We start from the raw sequence: 15,052 nt of genomic DNA on the forward strand, positions 1-15,052 counted from the left end.
GCGCCGCGCGCGGCCGACCGGGGAATCTGCCGTGTCCCCGGGAAAGGTGTAGCCCTCACGCGTTCCCGTCGGTACGGTGATCGTCCCCCCCCCGTGCGAGCCGGTGCCGTCTCCACGCCCGCGCCCGCCCCGCTGGAGACCGCTCCCATGTCGACGATCGCCGTACCAGGCGCGCTCGCGCCCCGCCGCGCCTGGCTCACGGACCTGCCGCTGCTGCTCGTCGCGGCGGTGTGGGGAGCCAGTTATCTCGCGGCCAAGGACGTCACCACCGCGCGGACGGTGATCGCCGTACTGGTGCTGCGCTTCGCCGTCGCACTGCCGGTACTGGTGGCGGTGGGATGGCGTTCCCTGCGCGCGCTGAGCGCCGCGCAGTGGCGCGGGGCCGCGACACTGGGCCTGATCCTGAGCGGGATCTTCCTGTTGGAGACCTACGGCGTCGTGCACACCTCGGCGACCAACGCGGGCCTCGTCATCAGCCTCACCATGATCTTCACGCCGCTCGCCGAGGCGGCCGTGACCCGTGTCCGGCCCGCCCGCTCCTTCCTCGCCGCGGCCGGAGTCTCCGTACTCGGCGTGGTCCTGCTGACCCAGAGCGGTGGCTTCACCCGCCCCTCGCCGGGCGATCTGCTGATGCTGCTCGCGGCCGCCGCCCGGACCGTGCACGTACTCGTCATGTCCCGCAGCAAGGCCGTCCGCGGCGCCGGCGCGCTGCCGCTGACCACGGTGCAACTGGGCACCGCGGTCCTCGTGTTCGCGCTGCTGTCGGCCGGCGCCGACACCACGCCCTGGGCCACGGCCGCGGACTTCGGGGCGCGGGAGTGGGCCGGGCTGCTGTTCCTCGCCGTGTTCTGCACGCTCTTCGCCTTCTTCGTACAGATGTGGGCCGTGCGCCGGACCTCGCCGTCCCGGGTCGGTCTGCTGCTCGGCACCGAGCCGCTGTGGGCCGCGGCCGCGGGCATCGCGCTCGGCGGTGAACGACTGGGCGCGGCGGGGCTGGTGGGCGGCGTTCTCGTGATCGCGGGGACCGTGTGGGGACGCCGGGCGGCAGGTTAACTCGCGGAAAACTCATCGGACGCGGCGGGAGAAATCATCGACCTTGGCATTGACATGTCAAGGTCTACGCGCGTCATTCTAGGGTCATGAGATTCCCCCCACGAATCACTCGCATCGGTTCCCTGGTCGCTCTCATGTCCGCGCTGCTCATCGGCGGGAGCGCGGTCGTCCCCGCCAACGCCGCGGCGACCGCCGTGGGCAGCATCTGCTACGGCAAGCTGCCTTCGCAGGCCTACGACACGCTGGACCTGATCGCGTCCGGAGGCCCCTTCCCGTACTCGCAGGACGGGGTCGTCTTCCAGAACCGCGAGGGCGTCCTGCCCAGTCAGTCCACCGGCTACTACCACGAGTACACCGTCATCACGCCGGGCTCCCCGACGCGTGGCGCCAAGCGCATCGTGACCGGCAAGAAGACGCGGGAGGACTACTACACCTCGGACCACTACGTCACGTTCAACCTGATCAACTTCGGCTGCTGAATCCGAGGGTGACCCGGTTCACCGGAGGTCCGGTCCGTGTTCAGCCGGACCCCCGGCTCCCGGCGGCGGCGAACGGCGCGCCCGCGAGGACGACGAGCGCGACGCTCGTGCAGCTCTCGTAACCGTCGAGGACACCGAGCCGCTCTACGGGGCCCCACCCTCGTAGGCGGCCGGTCGCCCCGTGCACCAGGCCGGAGAGCGCCCCGCACCAGCGCGACGACGCCCAGCGCCTCCAGGAACCGCTTCACCGTTCGCTTCATGGCAGGACCCTCGCCCCGCGGACCCCCCACCTTCATCGGCCGCGGGGCGAGGCACGTCCGTCGGGAGTTCCGTGCCGGGGCGTGGAGGAGGGACGAAAGTCCTCGCCTTTGCGACTTTGGTCGGAGATGGCGGACGGGGAGAGGTCACGGCGGATCCGACTGCGTAGATTTGTCGACCGTGAGTGCTGACCTGCCGCCGCGCATACCGGGGAACCTGTCCGCGCCGGGTCTGCCGGTGTCCCCCGCCCTGCTCCTGCCCGGGCGGCGCTGGCTGCTGCCCTCGGCGGTGGCCGCCGAGCTCGATCCCGGACGGACCGGGAGGGGTGGGCGGCCCCGGCGCACCGTGCGCGACTGGATCGTCGACTTCGCATGGTTTCTGCTGGCCGTCGTCATCGGAGCGCTCGCCGCGGACACGCTGACGGGTGACCCGAACGTCCCGCACGGTCTGGCCGTCGCCGACCAGTGGATCGGCGGGCTCGCCTGCGCCGCGGTCTGGCTGCGCCGGCGCTGGCCGCTGGGGCTGGCCGTGGCGATGATCCCCGTCGGAATGGTGTCGAACACCGCGGGCGGCGCCGGGCTGGTCGCCCTGTTCACCCTCGCCGTGCACCGGCCGTTCCCGTACGTGGCCTGGATCGCCGGCAGCCAGCTCGCGCTGCTCCCCGCCTACTTCTGGCTGCGGCCCGACCCCGATCTGCCGTACCTCGCCGCGGTGCTGGTCACCGCGCTGCTGACCGCCGCGGTGGTCGGCTGGGGCATGTTCGTACGGTCCAAGCGGCAGCTCGTGCTGAGCCTGCGGGACCGGGCGCGGCGGGCCGAGACGGAGGCCGCGCTGCGGGCCGAGCAGGCGCAGCAGCTGGCCCGGGAGGCCATCGCGCGCGAGATGCACGACGTGCTGGCCCACCGGCTGACGCTGCTGAGCGTGCACGCGGGGGCGCTCGAGTTCCGGCCGGACGCGCCACGCGAGGAGGTCGCGCGGGCCGCCGGGGTGATCCGGGAGAGCGCGCACGAGGCGCTGGAGGACCTGCGGGAGATCATCGGCGTGCTGCGCGCGGGGGACGCCGACGACGCGGGGCGGCCGCAGCCGACGCTCGCGGCGCTCGACGCGTTGGTCGCGCAGTCGCGGGAGGCGGGTATGAAGGTGGTCCTCGATCTGGTCGTCGCCGATCCCGCGGGTGTGCCGGCCTCCGTCGGCCGCACCGCGTACCGCATCGCCCAGGAAGGGCTGACCAACGCGCGCAAGCACGCGCCGGGCGCGGAGGTCACCGTCCGTGTCTCGGGTGGGTTCGGGGACGGTCTGACCGTGTCCGTGCGCAACCCGGCGCCGCCGGGGGAGGTGCCGCACGTGCCGGGGTCCGGGCAGGGGCTGATCGGACTGACCGAGCGTGCCGCCCTCGCGGGTGGGCGGTTGTCGCACGGGGTGGAGGGGACGGGGGGTTCGAGGTGCTGGCGTGGTTGCCTTGGGGCGGGTGAGGGGTGTCCCTGAGCGGGTGGTGGTGGGGCGGGGCCGTGCCGGGCGGTGCTGAGCGGGTGGTGCGGCGGCGCGGGCGGTGCGGCGGCGCGGGCGGTGCGGGTGCTTAAGCGGCGAGGGTGGTGGTGGGGCGGGGCCGTGCCGGTACGTCGAGCCCGTCGCCGCTGGATCAGACGTGGGCCGGGCAGGGGAGCCGCTGCTCGATCCGGGCGTAAGCGACGGGCTGCGGCGTACCGGCACGGCCCCTCGCGTGCGTCGCCGGGTGCGGGTGTGTGGGGACGCGGTGGCCCACGGTCCGGTCGGCTCGATCCGGACGTGAGGGAGGGGACGTGACGGTACGGGCCCCTCGCGTGGGTCGTCGGGTGTGGGGACGCGTCCCGAAAGTGTCAGTGCGTGCGGGGGGTCACTCGGCGGCCCGCCGTTCCGTACACCCATGTCGATGTCTCGTCGATGAAGTCGGTCGGGAAGCCGGGGCGGAAGCCGGTGACCTCGTCCAAGGTGGTCACCAGCTCCGCGGGCAGGGTCAGTTCGGTCGCGCCGAGGTTGTCGACGAGCTGGGTGACGTGGCGGGCGCCCACGATGGGGTGGACGGCGGGGGAGCGGGCCATGGTCCAGGCGATGGCGACCTGGGCGGGAGAGGCGCCGAGTTCGTCGGCCGCCGTCCGGACGGCCTCGGCCACACTCCGCTCGAGTTCCCCGATCGCCTCCGGGGAGAGCCGGGTCGCCGTGCCCGGGAGCACACCGCCCGGCCGGGTGTACTTGCCGGACAGGATGCCGTTCTGCAACGGACTCCACGCGGCGACCGACATGCCGAACGCCTCGGCCATCGGCAGGAGTTCGCGCTCGGCGTCCCGGCTCAGCAGGCTGTACGGCACCTGGAGCGCGGCGAACGGCGACCAACCCCGCCACTCGGCGAGGGTGTTGGCGCGTGACACCACCCAGGCGGGGGCGTCCGAGATGCCCACGTACAGGACCTTCCCGGACCGTACGGAGTCGTCGAGCGCGCGCATCGTCTCCTCGACCGGGGTGTTCCGGTCCCAGATGTGCACCCAGTAGATGTCGATGTAGTCCGTTCCCAGCCGCCGCAGGCTCGTCTCCAGGGAGAGGGCGAGGTTCTTGCGGTGGTTCCCGGCGGCGTTCGGGTCCGCTCCGTCACGGGAGATCGTGTACTTGGTGGACAGCACGAAGCGGTCGCGCCGCCCCTTCAGCAACTCGCCCACGATCTCCTCGCTGGCCCCGCCACGGTAGTTGACGGCGGTGTCGACCACGTTGCCGCCGGCCTCCGCGTACGCGTCGAGGATCCGCGCGCACTCCTCCTTCGGCGCGCCCACCCCGTCCTGCTCCCCGAACGTCATGGCGCCGAGGAACAGTTCGGAGACACGAAGGCCGGTCCGACCCAAGAGCCGATAGCGCACGGGGAAACTCCTCCGGAAGTCGGTCACACACGTCACACGGTCGGCCGGCGTGGTGCGCCGGCCCCGGTCGACCGACCGTAGTCGCCGGACGCGGGCCGGGGGACGGAATCGTCACGCCGGACGCGCCCCGGCGCAGTCACTACGGTAGGCACCATGAAAGCGATCCGACTGCTTCTGGTCGACGACGATCCGCTGGTGAGGGCCGGCCTGTCCTTCATGATGGGCGGCGCCGACGACATCGAGATCGTCGGCGAGGCCGCCGACGGCGGCGAGGTCGAGGCTCTCGTCGACCGCACCCGCCCGGACGTCGTCCTGATGGACATCCGGATGCCCACGGTCGACGGCCTCGCGGCCACCGAGCGGCTGCGCCGCCGTCAGGACGCCCCGCAGGTCGTGGTCCTCACCACCTTCCACGCCGACGAGCAGGTACTGCGGGCGCTGCGCGCGGGCGCCGCCGGGTTCGTCCTCAAGGACACCCCGCCCGCCGACATCGTCGACGCGGTACGCCGGGTCGCGGCCGGCGACCCGGTGCTGTCCCCCACCGTCACCCGCCGGCTGATGGAGCAGGCGGCCGGCGGCCCCGCCGACACCCGCCGCGGTACCGCCCGCGACCGGATCGCCGTCCTCAACGACCGCGAACGCGAGGTCGCCGTCGCCGTCGGCCGGGGCGCCTCCAACGCGGCGATCGCCGCCGAGTTGTACATGAGCGTCGCCACCGTCAAGACCCATGTCTCCCGCATCCTCGCCAAGCTCGGACTCAACAACCGCGTCCAGATCGCCCTGCTGACGTACGACGCCGGACTCCTGGAGGAGGACGGGCACTGAGCGCGGACCCCGCGCGTTGTTCGGGGCAACGGGAGGGTGGAGCCATGATCGATCTGGGTGAGTACGGCACGCGGTTCATGAAGGACCCCTATCCGGTGTACGCGGAGCTGCGCGAGCGGGGCCCCGTGCACTGGGTGCGCATGCCGGCCCCCGGCGCGTACGAGTGCTGGCTCGTCGTCGGGTACGAGGAGGCGCGCGCCGCCCTCGCCGACCCGAGACTGTCCAAGGACAGCACCAAGATGGGACTGACCTCTCTCGAGGACGAACTGATGGGCCGCCATGTGCTCGTCACCGACCCGCCCGAGCACTCCCGGCTGCGTTCACTCGTCACGGGCGCGTTCACCATGCGCCGGGTGGCGGCGCTGCGCCCCCGCGTGCAGCAGATCACCGACGAGCTGCTGGACGCGATGCTGCCCGCGGGGCGTGCGGACCTCGTGGACTCCTTCGCCTATCCGCTGCCGATCACCGTCATCTGCGAGCTGCTGGGCGTGCCCGACATCGACCGGGCGGCGTTCCGCAGGATGTCGAACGAGATCGTGACACCGACGGACGGCGTCGGCGAGTTCGCGGCGGTGAAGGAACTGGCCGGATATCTGGACGAGTTGATCGAGGACAAGCGCTGTACGGCCCCGGCCGGCGATCTGCTCGGCGACCTCATCCGCACCAGGGCCGAGGACGGCGACCGGCTCTCCCGCGCCGAGCTGCGCGGGATGGCATTCATCCTGCTGGTCGCGGGCCATGAGACGACCGTCAACCTGATCACGAACGGGGTGCACACCCTGCTCGCCCACCCCGGCCAACTCGCCGCGCTGCGCTCCGACATGACCCTGCTGGACGGGGCGGTGGAGGAGGTGCTGCGCTTCGAAGGACCGGTCGAGACGGCGACGTACCGCTACGCGGCGGAGCCGATGGAGATCGGCGGCCGGGCCGTCGCGGTGGGCGACCCGGTGATGATCGGGCTCGACGCCGCCAACCGCGACGCGGCGCACTGCCCCGACCCGCACCGCTTCGACATCCGCCGCGCCCCGCGCGGCCATCTCGCCTTCGGGCACGGCGTCCACTACTGCCTGGGCGCGCCCCTGGCCCGGCTGGAGGCACGGGTCGCGCTGCGCTCGCTGCTGGAGCGCTGCCCGGACCTCGCTCTCGACGGCCCCCCGGGCGAGCCGCTGCCCGGGATGCTGATGCGCGGTGTGCGCAGGCTGCCCGTGCGGTGGTGAGTGCTCCGGTCGTGGCCGGTGCGGTGGTGAGTGCTCGGGGGGTACAGGTGTGGCCCCGGACCGGGAGCCGCATCGGACGGTCAGGGTCCGGACGGTCCGGGTCCGGCACGAGGTGGGGTGAGTAAGGCCGGGCTCAGTTCCGGCCCGCGGGGATCTCCGCCAGCCGCACCGGGCGCCGCTCCAGCCGCGACAGCTCGCAGGCCTCCGCGATACGCAGCGCGTGCAGGGCTTCGCGCCCGTCGCACGGGTTGGCCCGTTCACCGCGGACGACCTCGACGAACGCGGCGAGCTCGGCCTCGTACGCGGGACCGAAGCGCTCCAGGAATCCGGTCCACGGCTTGTCGGCGGGCGGCGGGCCGGCCGGTTCGGTGGAGGCGATCGGAGTACGGTCGTCCAGGCCGACGCCGATCTGGTCCAGGTCACCGGCCAGTTCCATGCGGATGTCGTAGCCCGCGCCGTTCATCCGGGTCGCGGTGGCCGTGGCGAGGGTTCCGTCGTCGAGGGTGAGGACGGCCGCGGCGGTGTCGATGTCCCGCGCCTCGCGGAACATCGCGGGCCCGGCGTCCGAGCCCATCGCGTAGACCTCCACCACCTCGTGGCCCGTCACCCAGCGCAGCATGTCGAAGTCGTGGACCAGACAGTCCCGGTAGAGACCGCCCGACAGCGGCAGATAGGCGGCCGGCGGCGGCGACTGGTCGGACGTCATCGCCCGTACGGTGTGCAGCCTGCCGAGCCGCCCCGACCGGACCGCTTCCCGCGCGGCCGTGTACCCCGCGTCGAAGCGGCGCTGGAAGCCCAGTTGCAGGACCGTTCCGGCGGCCTCGACCTCGGCGAGCGCGGCCAGTGTGCCGGCCAGGTCGAGGGCGATGGGCTTCTCGCAGAACACCGGGAGCCCGGAGCGCGCCGCCCGGCCGATCAGTTCCGCGTGGGCGGCGGTGGACGCGGTGATGACCACGGCGTCCACGCCCCAGGTGAAGATCTCGTCCACGCCGGGTGCCGCCGTGGCGCCCAGACGGTCCGCGAGTTCCTGGGCCCGCGCGGGGTCCGCGTCCGTCACGATGAGGGAGCCGACTTCGCGATGACGATCAAGAGTGGTCGCGTGAAATGTGCCGATACGACCCGTTCCGATAAGTCCGATGCGCATGGGAACAAACTGAGGGCGCGCCAGGCGCCGTGTCAATGCTTTGTCCGGACAATCGAACTTCACAACTTCCCGTCAACATCTCCCGGAGCTACGCTCGGCGCGTGCCGAAACCAGATGTGGATCCGACCGTGTCGCTCCAGCTCAGCGTCGACCGCAGCAGTCCGGTCCCGCTGTACTTCCAGCTGTCCCAGCAGCTGGAGGCCGCGATCGAGCACGGAACCCTGACCCCGGGCAGCCTCCTCGGCAACGAGATCGAGCTGGCCGGACGGCTCGGCCTGTCCCGGCCGACCGTCCGCCAGGCCATTCAGTCACTTGTCGACAAAGGACTGCTGGTGAGGCGCAGAGGCGTCGGCACCCAGGTCGTGCACAGCCAGGTCAAGCGTCCGCTGGAGCTCAGCAGCCTGTACGACGACCTGGAGGCGGCCGGGCAGCGCCCCGCGACCCAGGTGCGCGTCAACACCGTCGTGCCGGCGTCCGCCGAGGTCGCGGCCGCGCTGGGCGTGGCCGAGGGCAGTGACGTCCACCGGGTGGAACGGCTCCGGCTCGCCCACGGGGAGCCGATGGCGTACCTCTGCAACTATCTGCCGCCCGCCCTGCTGGAGCTGGACAGCGCCCGGCTGGAGGCCACCGGGCTGTACCGGCTGATGCGTGCCGCGGGCATCACCCTGCACAGTGCCCGTCAGTCCGTCGGCGCCCGCGCGGCCACCGAGGAGGAGGGCGAGCGGCTCGGAGAGCCCGCCGGGGCCCCGCTGCTCACCATGCAGCGCACCACCTTCGACGACACCGGGCGTGCGGTGGAGTTCGGCACCCACACCTACCGCGCCTCCCGCTACTCCTTCGAGTTCCAGCTCCTCGTACGTCCGTGAATCCGCGAATCCGCTTATACCGGTGAATCCGTGTACGGCGGTGAATTGTCGTACGGCCGTGAATCCTCATGTCGTTGTGAATGTTTGGATCTTCGTGGGGTGGTGAATTCCGCTCGTGATCGAAAAGCTCCTGGTGGGGGCATGAATCGGCTGGGGCATGGCCGAATCTCAATCGTAAGAATGTTCTGACAAACCCATTGACTGGTGTGCGGACCCGGAGCTAGAACTCCCCTCAGCCGCAAAGGAGCGGCGGGAGAGAGGGTGGTCCCACCATGCGTACAGCCCGAACAGCAGCAGCGGTGATAGCTGTGATCGCGCTCGCGGCCGGGTGCAGCAGCTCCGGCGGCAAGGACTCGGAGGACAAGGCGAGTGGCAGCGGGAGCGGCGGCGGCAAGGCCGCCGGCACACCCCGTCTGAAGATCGCGATGGTGACGCACTCCGGCGAGGGCGACACGTTCTGGGACATCGTCCAGAGCGGCGCCAAGGCGGCGGCCGGCAAGGACAACGTCGACTTCCTGTACTCGAACGACAAGGAAGCCAACGGACAGGCCCAGCTCGTCCAGGCCGCGATCGACAAGAAGGTCGACGGCATCGTCGTCACGCTGGCCAAGCCCGAGGCGATGAAGGACGTTCTCGCCAAGGCCGAGGCGGCGGGCATCCCGGTCGTCACGATCAACTCCGGTGCCGAGTTCTCCAAGCAGTTCGGGGCGCTCGCGCACTTCGGCCAGGACGAGTCGGTCGCCGGTGAGGCCATCGGTGACGAACTCGACAAACGCGGTCTCAAGAAGGCCGTCTGTGTCATCCACGAGCAGGGCAACGTCTCCCTGGAGCAGCGCTGCGCCGGCGTGAAGAAGACCTTCGACGGCTCGGTCGAGAACCTCAACGTCGACGGGACCAACGCCCCCGCCAGCCAGTCCTCCATCGAGGCGAAGCTGCAGGCCACCAAGGGCATCGACGCCGTCATCACGCTGGGCGCCCCGATCGCCGCCGTCGCGGTGAAGGCCAAGGCCGACGCGGGCAGCAAGGCCGAGATCGACACCTTCGACCTGAACGCCGAGGTGGTCAAGCGGCTCAAGGCCAAGGAGGTCGGCTTCGCCGTCGACCAGCAGCCCTACCTCCAGGGCTACGAGGCCATCGACATGCTGTGGCTCTACAAGAACAACGGCGACGTGCTCGGCGGCGGCAAGACGGTCCTCACCGGCCCGGCCATCGTCACCGAGAAGGACGCGCCGCAGCTCGAGAAGTACACCGCGCGCGGGACCCGCTGATGGGATGCACGCTCCCCGTGTTCGATACTTGGGCGTTTGGGGCCGGCGAGAGGCCGGCCCCCGGGGCCTACGGAACGGCCCGCCGGGCCGCTCCGCGGGCCCCGGCGCACCAAGGAGCACAGCAAGAAGGGCACGGCCTCGTGGCACGGACTCGGACCTGGGTAAGCATCGCGCTCGCAGGGGCGCTGGGAGCGTCCCTCGCCGGATGCAGCAGCACCGGCGGGAAGCGGGCCGAGGATGCCCGCAAGGAGGCGTCCGCCCAGGGCAGGGCCGCGGTGAACACGCCCAGGTGGACCTTCGCGATGGTCACCCATTCGGGCGACGGCGACACGTTCTGGGACATCGTGCAGAACGGCGCCAAGCAGGCCGCCGTCAAGGACAACATCAACTTCCTGTACTCGCACAACGCCGAGGCGCAGCAGCAGGCGCAGCTCGTCGACGCCGCGGTGGACAAGCGGGTCGACGGCATCATCGTCACGCTGGCCAAGCCGGACGCGATGAAGGCGGCCGTGGCGCGCGCGGAGAAGGCCGGCATCCCCGTGATCACGGTGAACTCCGGCTCCGAGCAGTCCAAGGCGTTCGGCGCGCTCACCCACATCGGCCAGGACGAGACCATCGCCGGCGAGGCGGTCGGCGACGAGCTGAACAAGCGCGGCCGCAAGAAGGCCCTGTGCATCCTGCACGAGCAGGGCAACGTCGGTCACGAGCAGCGCTGCGCGGGCGTCAAGAAGACCTTCCACGGCACCGTGCAGGACCTCTACGTCCAGGGCACCAGCATGCCCGACGTGCAGTCCTCCATCGGTGCCAAGCTGCAGGCGGACAAGTCCATCGACTCGGTCGTCACGCTCGGTGCCCCGTACGCGGACACCGCGGTCAAGGCCAAGAAGGACGCCGGCAGCGACGCCGAGGTCGACACCTTCGACCTGAACGCGAAGGTGGCCGCGGAGCTCAAGGACGGCACGCTCGGCTTCGCCGTCGACCAGCAGCCCTACCTCCAGGGGTACGAGGCCGTGGACCTGCTCTGGCTCTACAAGTACAACGCCGATGTCCTCGGCGGCGGCAAGCCGGTACTCACCGGACCGCAGATCATCACCAAGGATCAGGCCGCCGCGCTGGAGGAGTACACGAAGCGGGGGACCCGATGACCGCTACCGCACCCGCACCCGCGCCGTCGCCCGGCACCAAGGCCGACGAACGCCTCGTGAAGACCTCACCGCTGCGCAAGCTCATGGGCCGGCCGGAGCTGGGCTCCGTGGTCGGCGCGATCGCGGTCTTCCTCTTCTTCGCGATCTTCGCGGACAGCTTCGTACGGGCCGCCAGCCTGAGCACGGTCCTGTACGCCTCGTCGACCATCGGCATCATGGCCGTACCGGTCGCGCTCCTGATGATCGGCGGCGAGTTCGACCTCTCCGCGGGCGTCATGGTGACCAGCTCCGCGCTGATCTCCTCGATGCTCAGCTACCAGCTGACGGCGAACGTCTGGGTCGGCGTCCTCGTCTCGCTGGTCGTCACGCTCGGGATCGGCGTCTTCAACGGCGTCATGCTGACCCGCACCGACCCGCCCAGCTTCATCATCACGCTCGGCACCTTCCTGATGCTGACCGGTATGAACCTCGGCTTCACCAAGCTGATCAGCCGCACGGTCTCCACCAAGTCGATCGCCGACATGCAGGGCTTCTCCTCCGCCAAGGACGTCTTCGCCTCGACGTTCACGATCGGCGGCGTCGACTTCAAGATCACCATCCTGTGGTGGCTCGCCCTCGTCGTCGTGGCCACCTGGATCCTGCTGCGCACCCGCGTCGGCAACTGGATCTACGCCGTCGGCGGCGGCGAGATGGCCGCCCGCGCGGTCGGTGTCCCGGTCAACAAGACCAAGATCGGCCTCTACATGGGCGTCGCCTTCGGCGCCTGGATCTCCGGTCAGCACCTGCTGTTCTCGTTCGACGTCGTGCAGTCCGGCGAGGGTGTCGGCAACGAGCTCATCTACATCATCGCGGCGGTCATCGGCGGCTGTCTGATCACCGGCGGCTACGGCTCCGCGGTCGGCGCGGCGGTCGGCGCGCTGATCTTCGGCATGGTGAGCAAGGGCATCGTGTTCGCCGAATGGAACCCGGACTGGTTCAAGTTCTTCCTCGGAGTGATGCTGCTCCTGGCGACCCTGCTCAACCACTGGGTCCGCAAGCGCGCGGAGGTGACGAAATGACGACGGACGCGGAAAAGACGGAAGCGGCCCCCACGGAGGGCACGGCACTCGTCGAGCTCGACGACGTCAGTAAGTACTACGGCAACATCCGCGCCCTCGAAGGTGTCTCGCTGGTGGTGCACGCGGGGGAGATCTCCTGCGTGCTCGGGGACAACGGCGCGGGCAAGTCCACCCTTATCAAGATCATCGCGGGGCTGCACCAGCACGACGCGGGCACGCTGCGCATCGAGGGCGAGGAGACCCGGCTGTCGTCCCCGCGCGAGGCGCTGGACCGCGGGATCGCCACCGTCTACCAGGACCTCGCCGTCGTCCCGCTGATGCCGGTGTGGCGCAACTTCTTCCTCGGCTCCGAGCCGTCGAAGGGCACGGGTCCCTTCAAGCGCATGGACGTCGAGTTCATGCGCAGGACCACCCACGCGGAGCTGCTGCGCATGGGCATCGACCTGCGCGACGTCGACCAGCCCATCGGCACGCTGTCCGGCGGTGAGCGCCAGTGCGTGGCCATCGCCCGCGCCGTGTACTTCGGCGCCAAGGTCCTCGTCCTGGACGAGCCCACCGCCGCGCTCGGTGTGAAGCAGTCCGGCGTCGTCCTCAAGTACGTCGCCGCCGCCAGGGACGCCGGACTGGGCGTCGTCCTGATCACCCACAACCCGCACCACGCCTACCTGGTGGGCAACCGCTTCGTCCTCCTCAAGCGCGGCGCCATGTTCGGCAGCCACACCCGTGAGGAGATCACCCTCGACGAGCTCACCCGCCAGATGGCGGGCGGCAGCGAACTCGACGACCTCCGCCACGAACTGGAACGCACGACGTAGCCGTCGCGTCGGGCCCCTCTCGCCCCGGCCCGGGAGACGTTCCTTCCCGGCCGGGGTGTGAGATCGGCCTACGGATTTCGTCGGGCGGCGGCGCTTCCAGGGCGGGGGCCGGCGCGTCCTTCCCCAGGGGCGCGGGGAACTGCGCGACCAGCCACAACCGCCCCGCACCGTGAGAACGGCCCCCGGCCCCCTCGCTCCGCGTCACAGCCCGCCACCACAGGTAACGGCACGCCACAGCCGCCCCCCGCCCCCCACGCCTCCCCCGGCGAAGCAAAGCACGGCGGCGTGAGGCAGAATCGGCCCGATGAGCACCTACCGCGACCTCGCACACCGCGGCTCCGCGCGGGCCACCGTCCTGCGGACCGTCGGGACGCGCGAGCGCCGTTCCCACCTGACGGCGCCCCGCGTCCCCACCGTCGGTATCGACATCGGCGGTACGAAGGTGATGGCGGGCGTCGTCGACGCCGACGGCAACATCCTGGAGAAGCTCCGCGCCGAGACGCCGGACAAGTCCAAGAGCCCCAAGGTCGTCGAGGACACCATCGTGGAGCTGGTCCTGGACCTCTCCGACCGGCACGACGTGCACGCGGTCGGCATCGGCGCGGCAGGCTGGGTCGACGCGGAGCGCAACCGCATCCTCTTCGCCCCCCACCTCTCCTGGCGCAACGAACCCCTGCGCGACCGCCTCGCGGGCCGCCTCGCCGTACCGGTCCTCGTCGACAACGACGCCAACACCGCCGCCTGGGCGGAATGGCGCTTCGGCGCGGGCCGCGGCGAGGACAACCTGGTCATGATCACGCTCGGTACCGGCATCGGCGGCGCGCTCCTCGAGGACGGCCAGGTCAGGCGCGGCAGGTTCGGCGTCGCGGGAGAGTTCGGCCACATGCAGGTGGTCCCCGGCGGCCACCGCTGCGCGTGCGGCAACCGCGGCTGCTGGGAGCAGTACAGCTCCGGCAACGCGCTGGTCCGCGAGGCCCGCGAGCTCGCCGCCGCGGACTCCCCGGTCGCGTACGGGATCATCGAGCACGTCAAGGGCAACATCGCCGACATCACCGGCCCGATGATCACCGAGCTGGCCCGCGAGGGCGACGCCATGTGCATCGAGCTGCTCCAGGACATCGGCCAGTGGCTCGGCGTCGGCATCGCCAACCTGGCGGCCGCCCTCGACCCCTCCTGCTTCGTCATCGGCGGCGGCGTCAGCGCGGCCGACGACCTCCTGATCGGCCCGGCCCGCGACGCCTTCCGCCGGCACCTGACCGGCCGCGGCTACCGTCCCGAGGCCCGCATCGCCCGCGCCCAGCTCGGCCCCGATGCCGGCATGGTCGGCGCCGCCGACCTCGCACGCCTCGTAGCCCGCCGCTTCCGCCGCGCCAAGCGCCGCCGCGTGGAGCGCTACGAGCGGTACGAGCGTTACACCGAGTCCCGTCGCACGACCCAGGGCACGCCGTGACCGCCTCGCTGCCACGCCAGGCGTCACCGCCGGACGAGCCGCGGCGGCCGCCGGAGGACCCGCGCCACAAGTTCCGCCGCCGGGCCCTGACCCTGCTGATCATCGTGCTGCTCATCGGCGTCCCGGCCGGATACCTGGTGATCTCGGCCAACCAGAGCCGCGACAGCGGCAAGCAGAAAGAGGACAAGTACTCGGCGACCGGTCTCACGGCGGGCTGGCCCTCGAAGGTCCAGCGCCGCCTCTACCAGGTGGAGATCCCGCACCCGGCCGCCAAGGTCGCGTTCTACGAGACGAACAACTGGAAGACCAGCCGCCTCTACGCGCAGTTCCAGCTCACCAACGCGGGCCTGGACACCTTCCTCGCCGGCCTGGGAGCCGACCGGCAGGCGCTGACGAAGGACGACATCGCCATCGGCGCCCGCGACCAGAAGGTCACCGGCTGGAATTTCTCGGTCCCCGGCCAGTGGTGGGGCTTCACCCGCAAGCAGAAGGACCCGGCGCCCACCCAGGACGTCGTGGTCAACCTGGCCAATCCGACGTTCCCCATGGTGTACGTCGTCTCGCGCACGGTTCCGTGACGAACCGGTCC

General features: G+C 71.0%; 13 protein-coding genes and 1 pseudogene. 12 read left to right on the forward strand and 2 right to left on the reverse strand.

Annotated features, from left to right (window positions below; all coding sequences use genetic code 11):
* The first annotated feature begins 147 nt into the window (after positions 1 to 147).
* From HEP85_RS30990 to HEP85_RS31000, 3 genes and pseudogenes are all read left to right on the forward strand, one after another.
* The gene (locus HEP85_RS30990) at positions 148 to 1,053 is read left to right on the forward strand and encodes a DMT family transporter (protein WP_168530830.1); all 906 of its coding nucleotides are present in this window, start codon (positions 148 to 150) and stop codon (positions 1,051 to 1,053) included.
* A gap of 86 nt (positions 1,054 to 1,139) precedes the next feature.
* On the forward strand, positions 1,140 to 1,532 hold the full coding sequence (locus HEP85_RS30995) for a ribonuclease domain-containing protein (RefSeq protein ID WP_168530831.1): 393 nt from the start codon (positions 1,140 to 1,142) through the stop codon (positions 1,530 to 1,532).
* Positions 1,533 to 2,039: 507 nt separating this feature from the next.
* A pseudogene (locus HEP85_RS31000) lies at positions 2,040 to 3,262 on the forward strand (histidine kinase).
* A 384-nt stretch (positions 3,263 to 3,646) separates the two neighbouring features.
* Here the strand turns inward: HEP85_RS31000 and HEP85_RS31005 are convergent.
* Complete coding sequence (locus HEP85_RS31005; protein WP_168530832.1) at positions 3,647 to 4,675, reverse strand: aldo/keto reductase; 1,029 nt, start codon at positions 4,673 to 4,675, stop codon at positions 3,647 to 3,649.
* 153 nt (positions 4,676 to 4,828) lie between these two features.
* Between HEP85_RS31005 and HEP85_RS31010 the strand changes: the two genes are divergently transcribed.
* Together HEP85_RS31010 and HEP85_RS31015 are read left to right on the forward strand one after the other, a co-directional pair.
* The gene (locus HEP85_RS31010) at positions 4,829 to 5,500 is read left to right on the forward strand and encodes a response regulator transcription factor (protein ID WP_329291345.1); all 672 of its coding nucleotides are present in this window, start codon (positions 4,829 to 4,831) and stop codon (positions 5,498 to 5,500) included.
* A gap of 44 nt (positions 5,501 to 5,544) precedes the next feature.
* Complete coding sequence (locus HEP85_RS31015) at positions 5,545 to 6,717, forward strand: cytochrome P450 (RefSeq protein WP_168530833.1); 1,173 nt, start codon at positions 5,545 to 5,547, stop codon at positions 6,715 to 6,717.
* A 133-nt stretch (positions 6,718 to 6,850) separates the two neighbouring features.
* Here the strand turns inward: HEP85_RS31015 and HEP85_RS31020 are convergent, their stop codons facing one another.
* Positions 6,851 to 7,861, reverse strand: a complete 1,011-nt coding sequence (locus HEP85_RS31020; RefSeq protein WP_168530834.1) for a Gfo/Idh/MocA family oxidoreductase — start codon at positions 7,859 to 7,861, stop codon at positions 6,851 to 6,853.
* A 128-nt stretch (positions 7,862 to 7,989) separates the two neighbouring features.
* Between HEP85_RS31020 and HEP85_RS31025 the strand changes: the two genes are divergently transcribed.
* The 7 genes from HEP85_RS31025 (at position 7,990) to HEP85_RS31055 (ending at position 15,041) form a co-directional block, all read left to right on the forward strand.
* Complete coding sequence (locus tag HEP85_RS31025; protein WP_211118262.1) at positions 7,990 to 8,727, forward strand: GntR family transcriptional regulator; 738 nt, start codon at positions 7,990 to 7,992, stop codon at positions 8,725 to 8,727.
* Between the two features lie 272 nt (positions 8,728 to 8,999).
* Positions 9,000 to 9,995 (forward strand): sugar ABC transporter substrate-binding protein, encoded by a 996-nt coding sequence (locus HEP85_RS31030; protein WP_168530835.1) that lies wholly within the window; start codon positions 9,000 to 9,002, stop codon positions 9,993 to 9,995.
* A gap of 140 nt (positions 9,996 to 10,135) precedes the next feature.
* Positions 10,136 to 11,140 carry a sugar ABC transporter substrate-binding protein gene (locus tag HEP85_RS31035; protein WP_168530836.1) on the forward strand — a complete coding sequence of 335 codons (1,005 nt, stop codon included), beginning with the start codon at positions 10,136 to 10,138 and terminating at the stop codon, positions 11,138 to 11,140.
* Complete coding sequence (locus HEP85_RS31040) at positions 11,137 to 12,198, forward strand: ABC transporter permease (protein WP_168530837.1); 1,062 nt, start codon at positions 11,137 to 11,139, stop codon at positions 12,196 to 12,198. Before HEP85_RS31035 ends, HEP85_RS31040 begins: the two co-directional genes overlap by 4 nt.
* Complete coding sequence (locus HEP85_RS31045) at positions 12,195 to 13,013, forward strand: ATP-binding cassette domain-containing protein (RefSeq protein WP_168530838.1); 819 nt, start codon at positions 12,195 to 12,197, stop codon at positions 13,011 to 13,013. Before HEP85_RS31040 ends, HEP85_RS31045 begins: the two co-directional genes overlap by 4 nt.
* A gap of 304 nt (positions 13,014 to 13,317) precedes the next feature.
* A complete protein-coding gene (locus HEP85_RS31050; RefSeq protein ID WP_329291352.1) occupies positions 13,318 to 14,463 on the forward strand; it encodes an ROK family glucokinase in 1,146 nt (381 codons plus the stop codon).
* Positions 14,460 to 15,041, forward strand: coding sequence for a sugar kinase (locus tag HEP85_RS31055; RefSeq protein WP_168530840.1), 582 nt, complete (start codon positions 14,460 to 14,462; stop codon positions 15,039 to 15,041). Before HEP85_RS31050 ends, HEP85_RS31055 begins: the two co-directional genes overlap by 4 nt.
* Positions 15,042 to 15,052 lie beyond the last annotated feature (11 nt).

The sequence above is a fragment of the Streptomyces sp. RPA4-2 genome, from assembly GCF_012273515.2.
In the GTDB taxonomy this organism is placed as follows: Bacteria; Actinomycetota; Actinomycetes; order Streptomycetales; family Streptomycetaceae; genus Streptomyces; species Streptomyces kaempferi.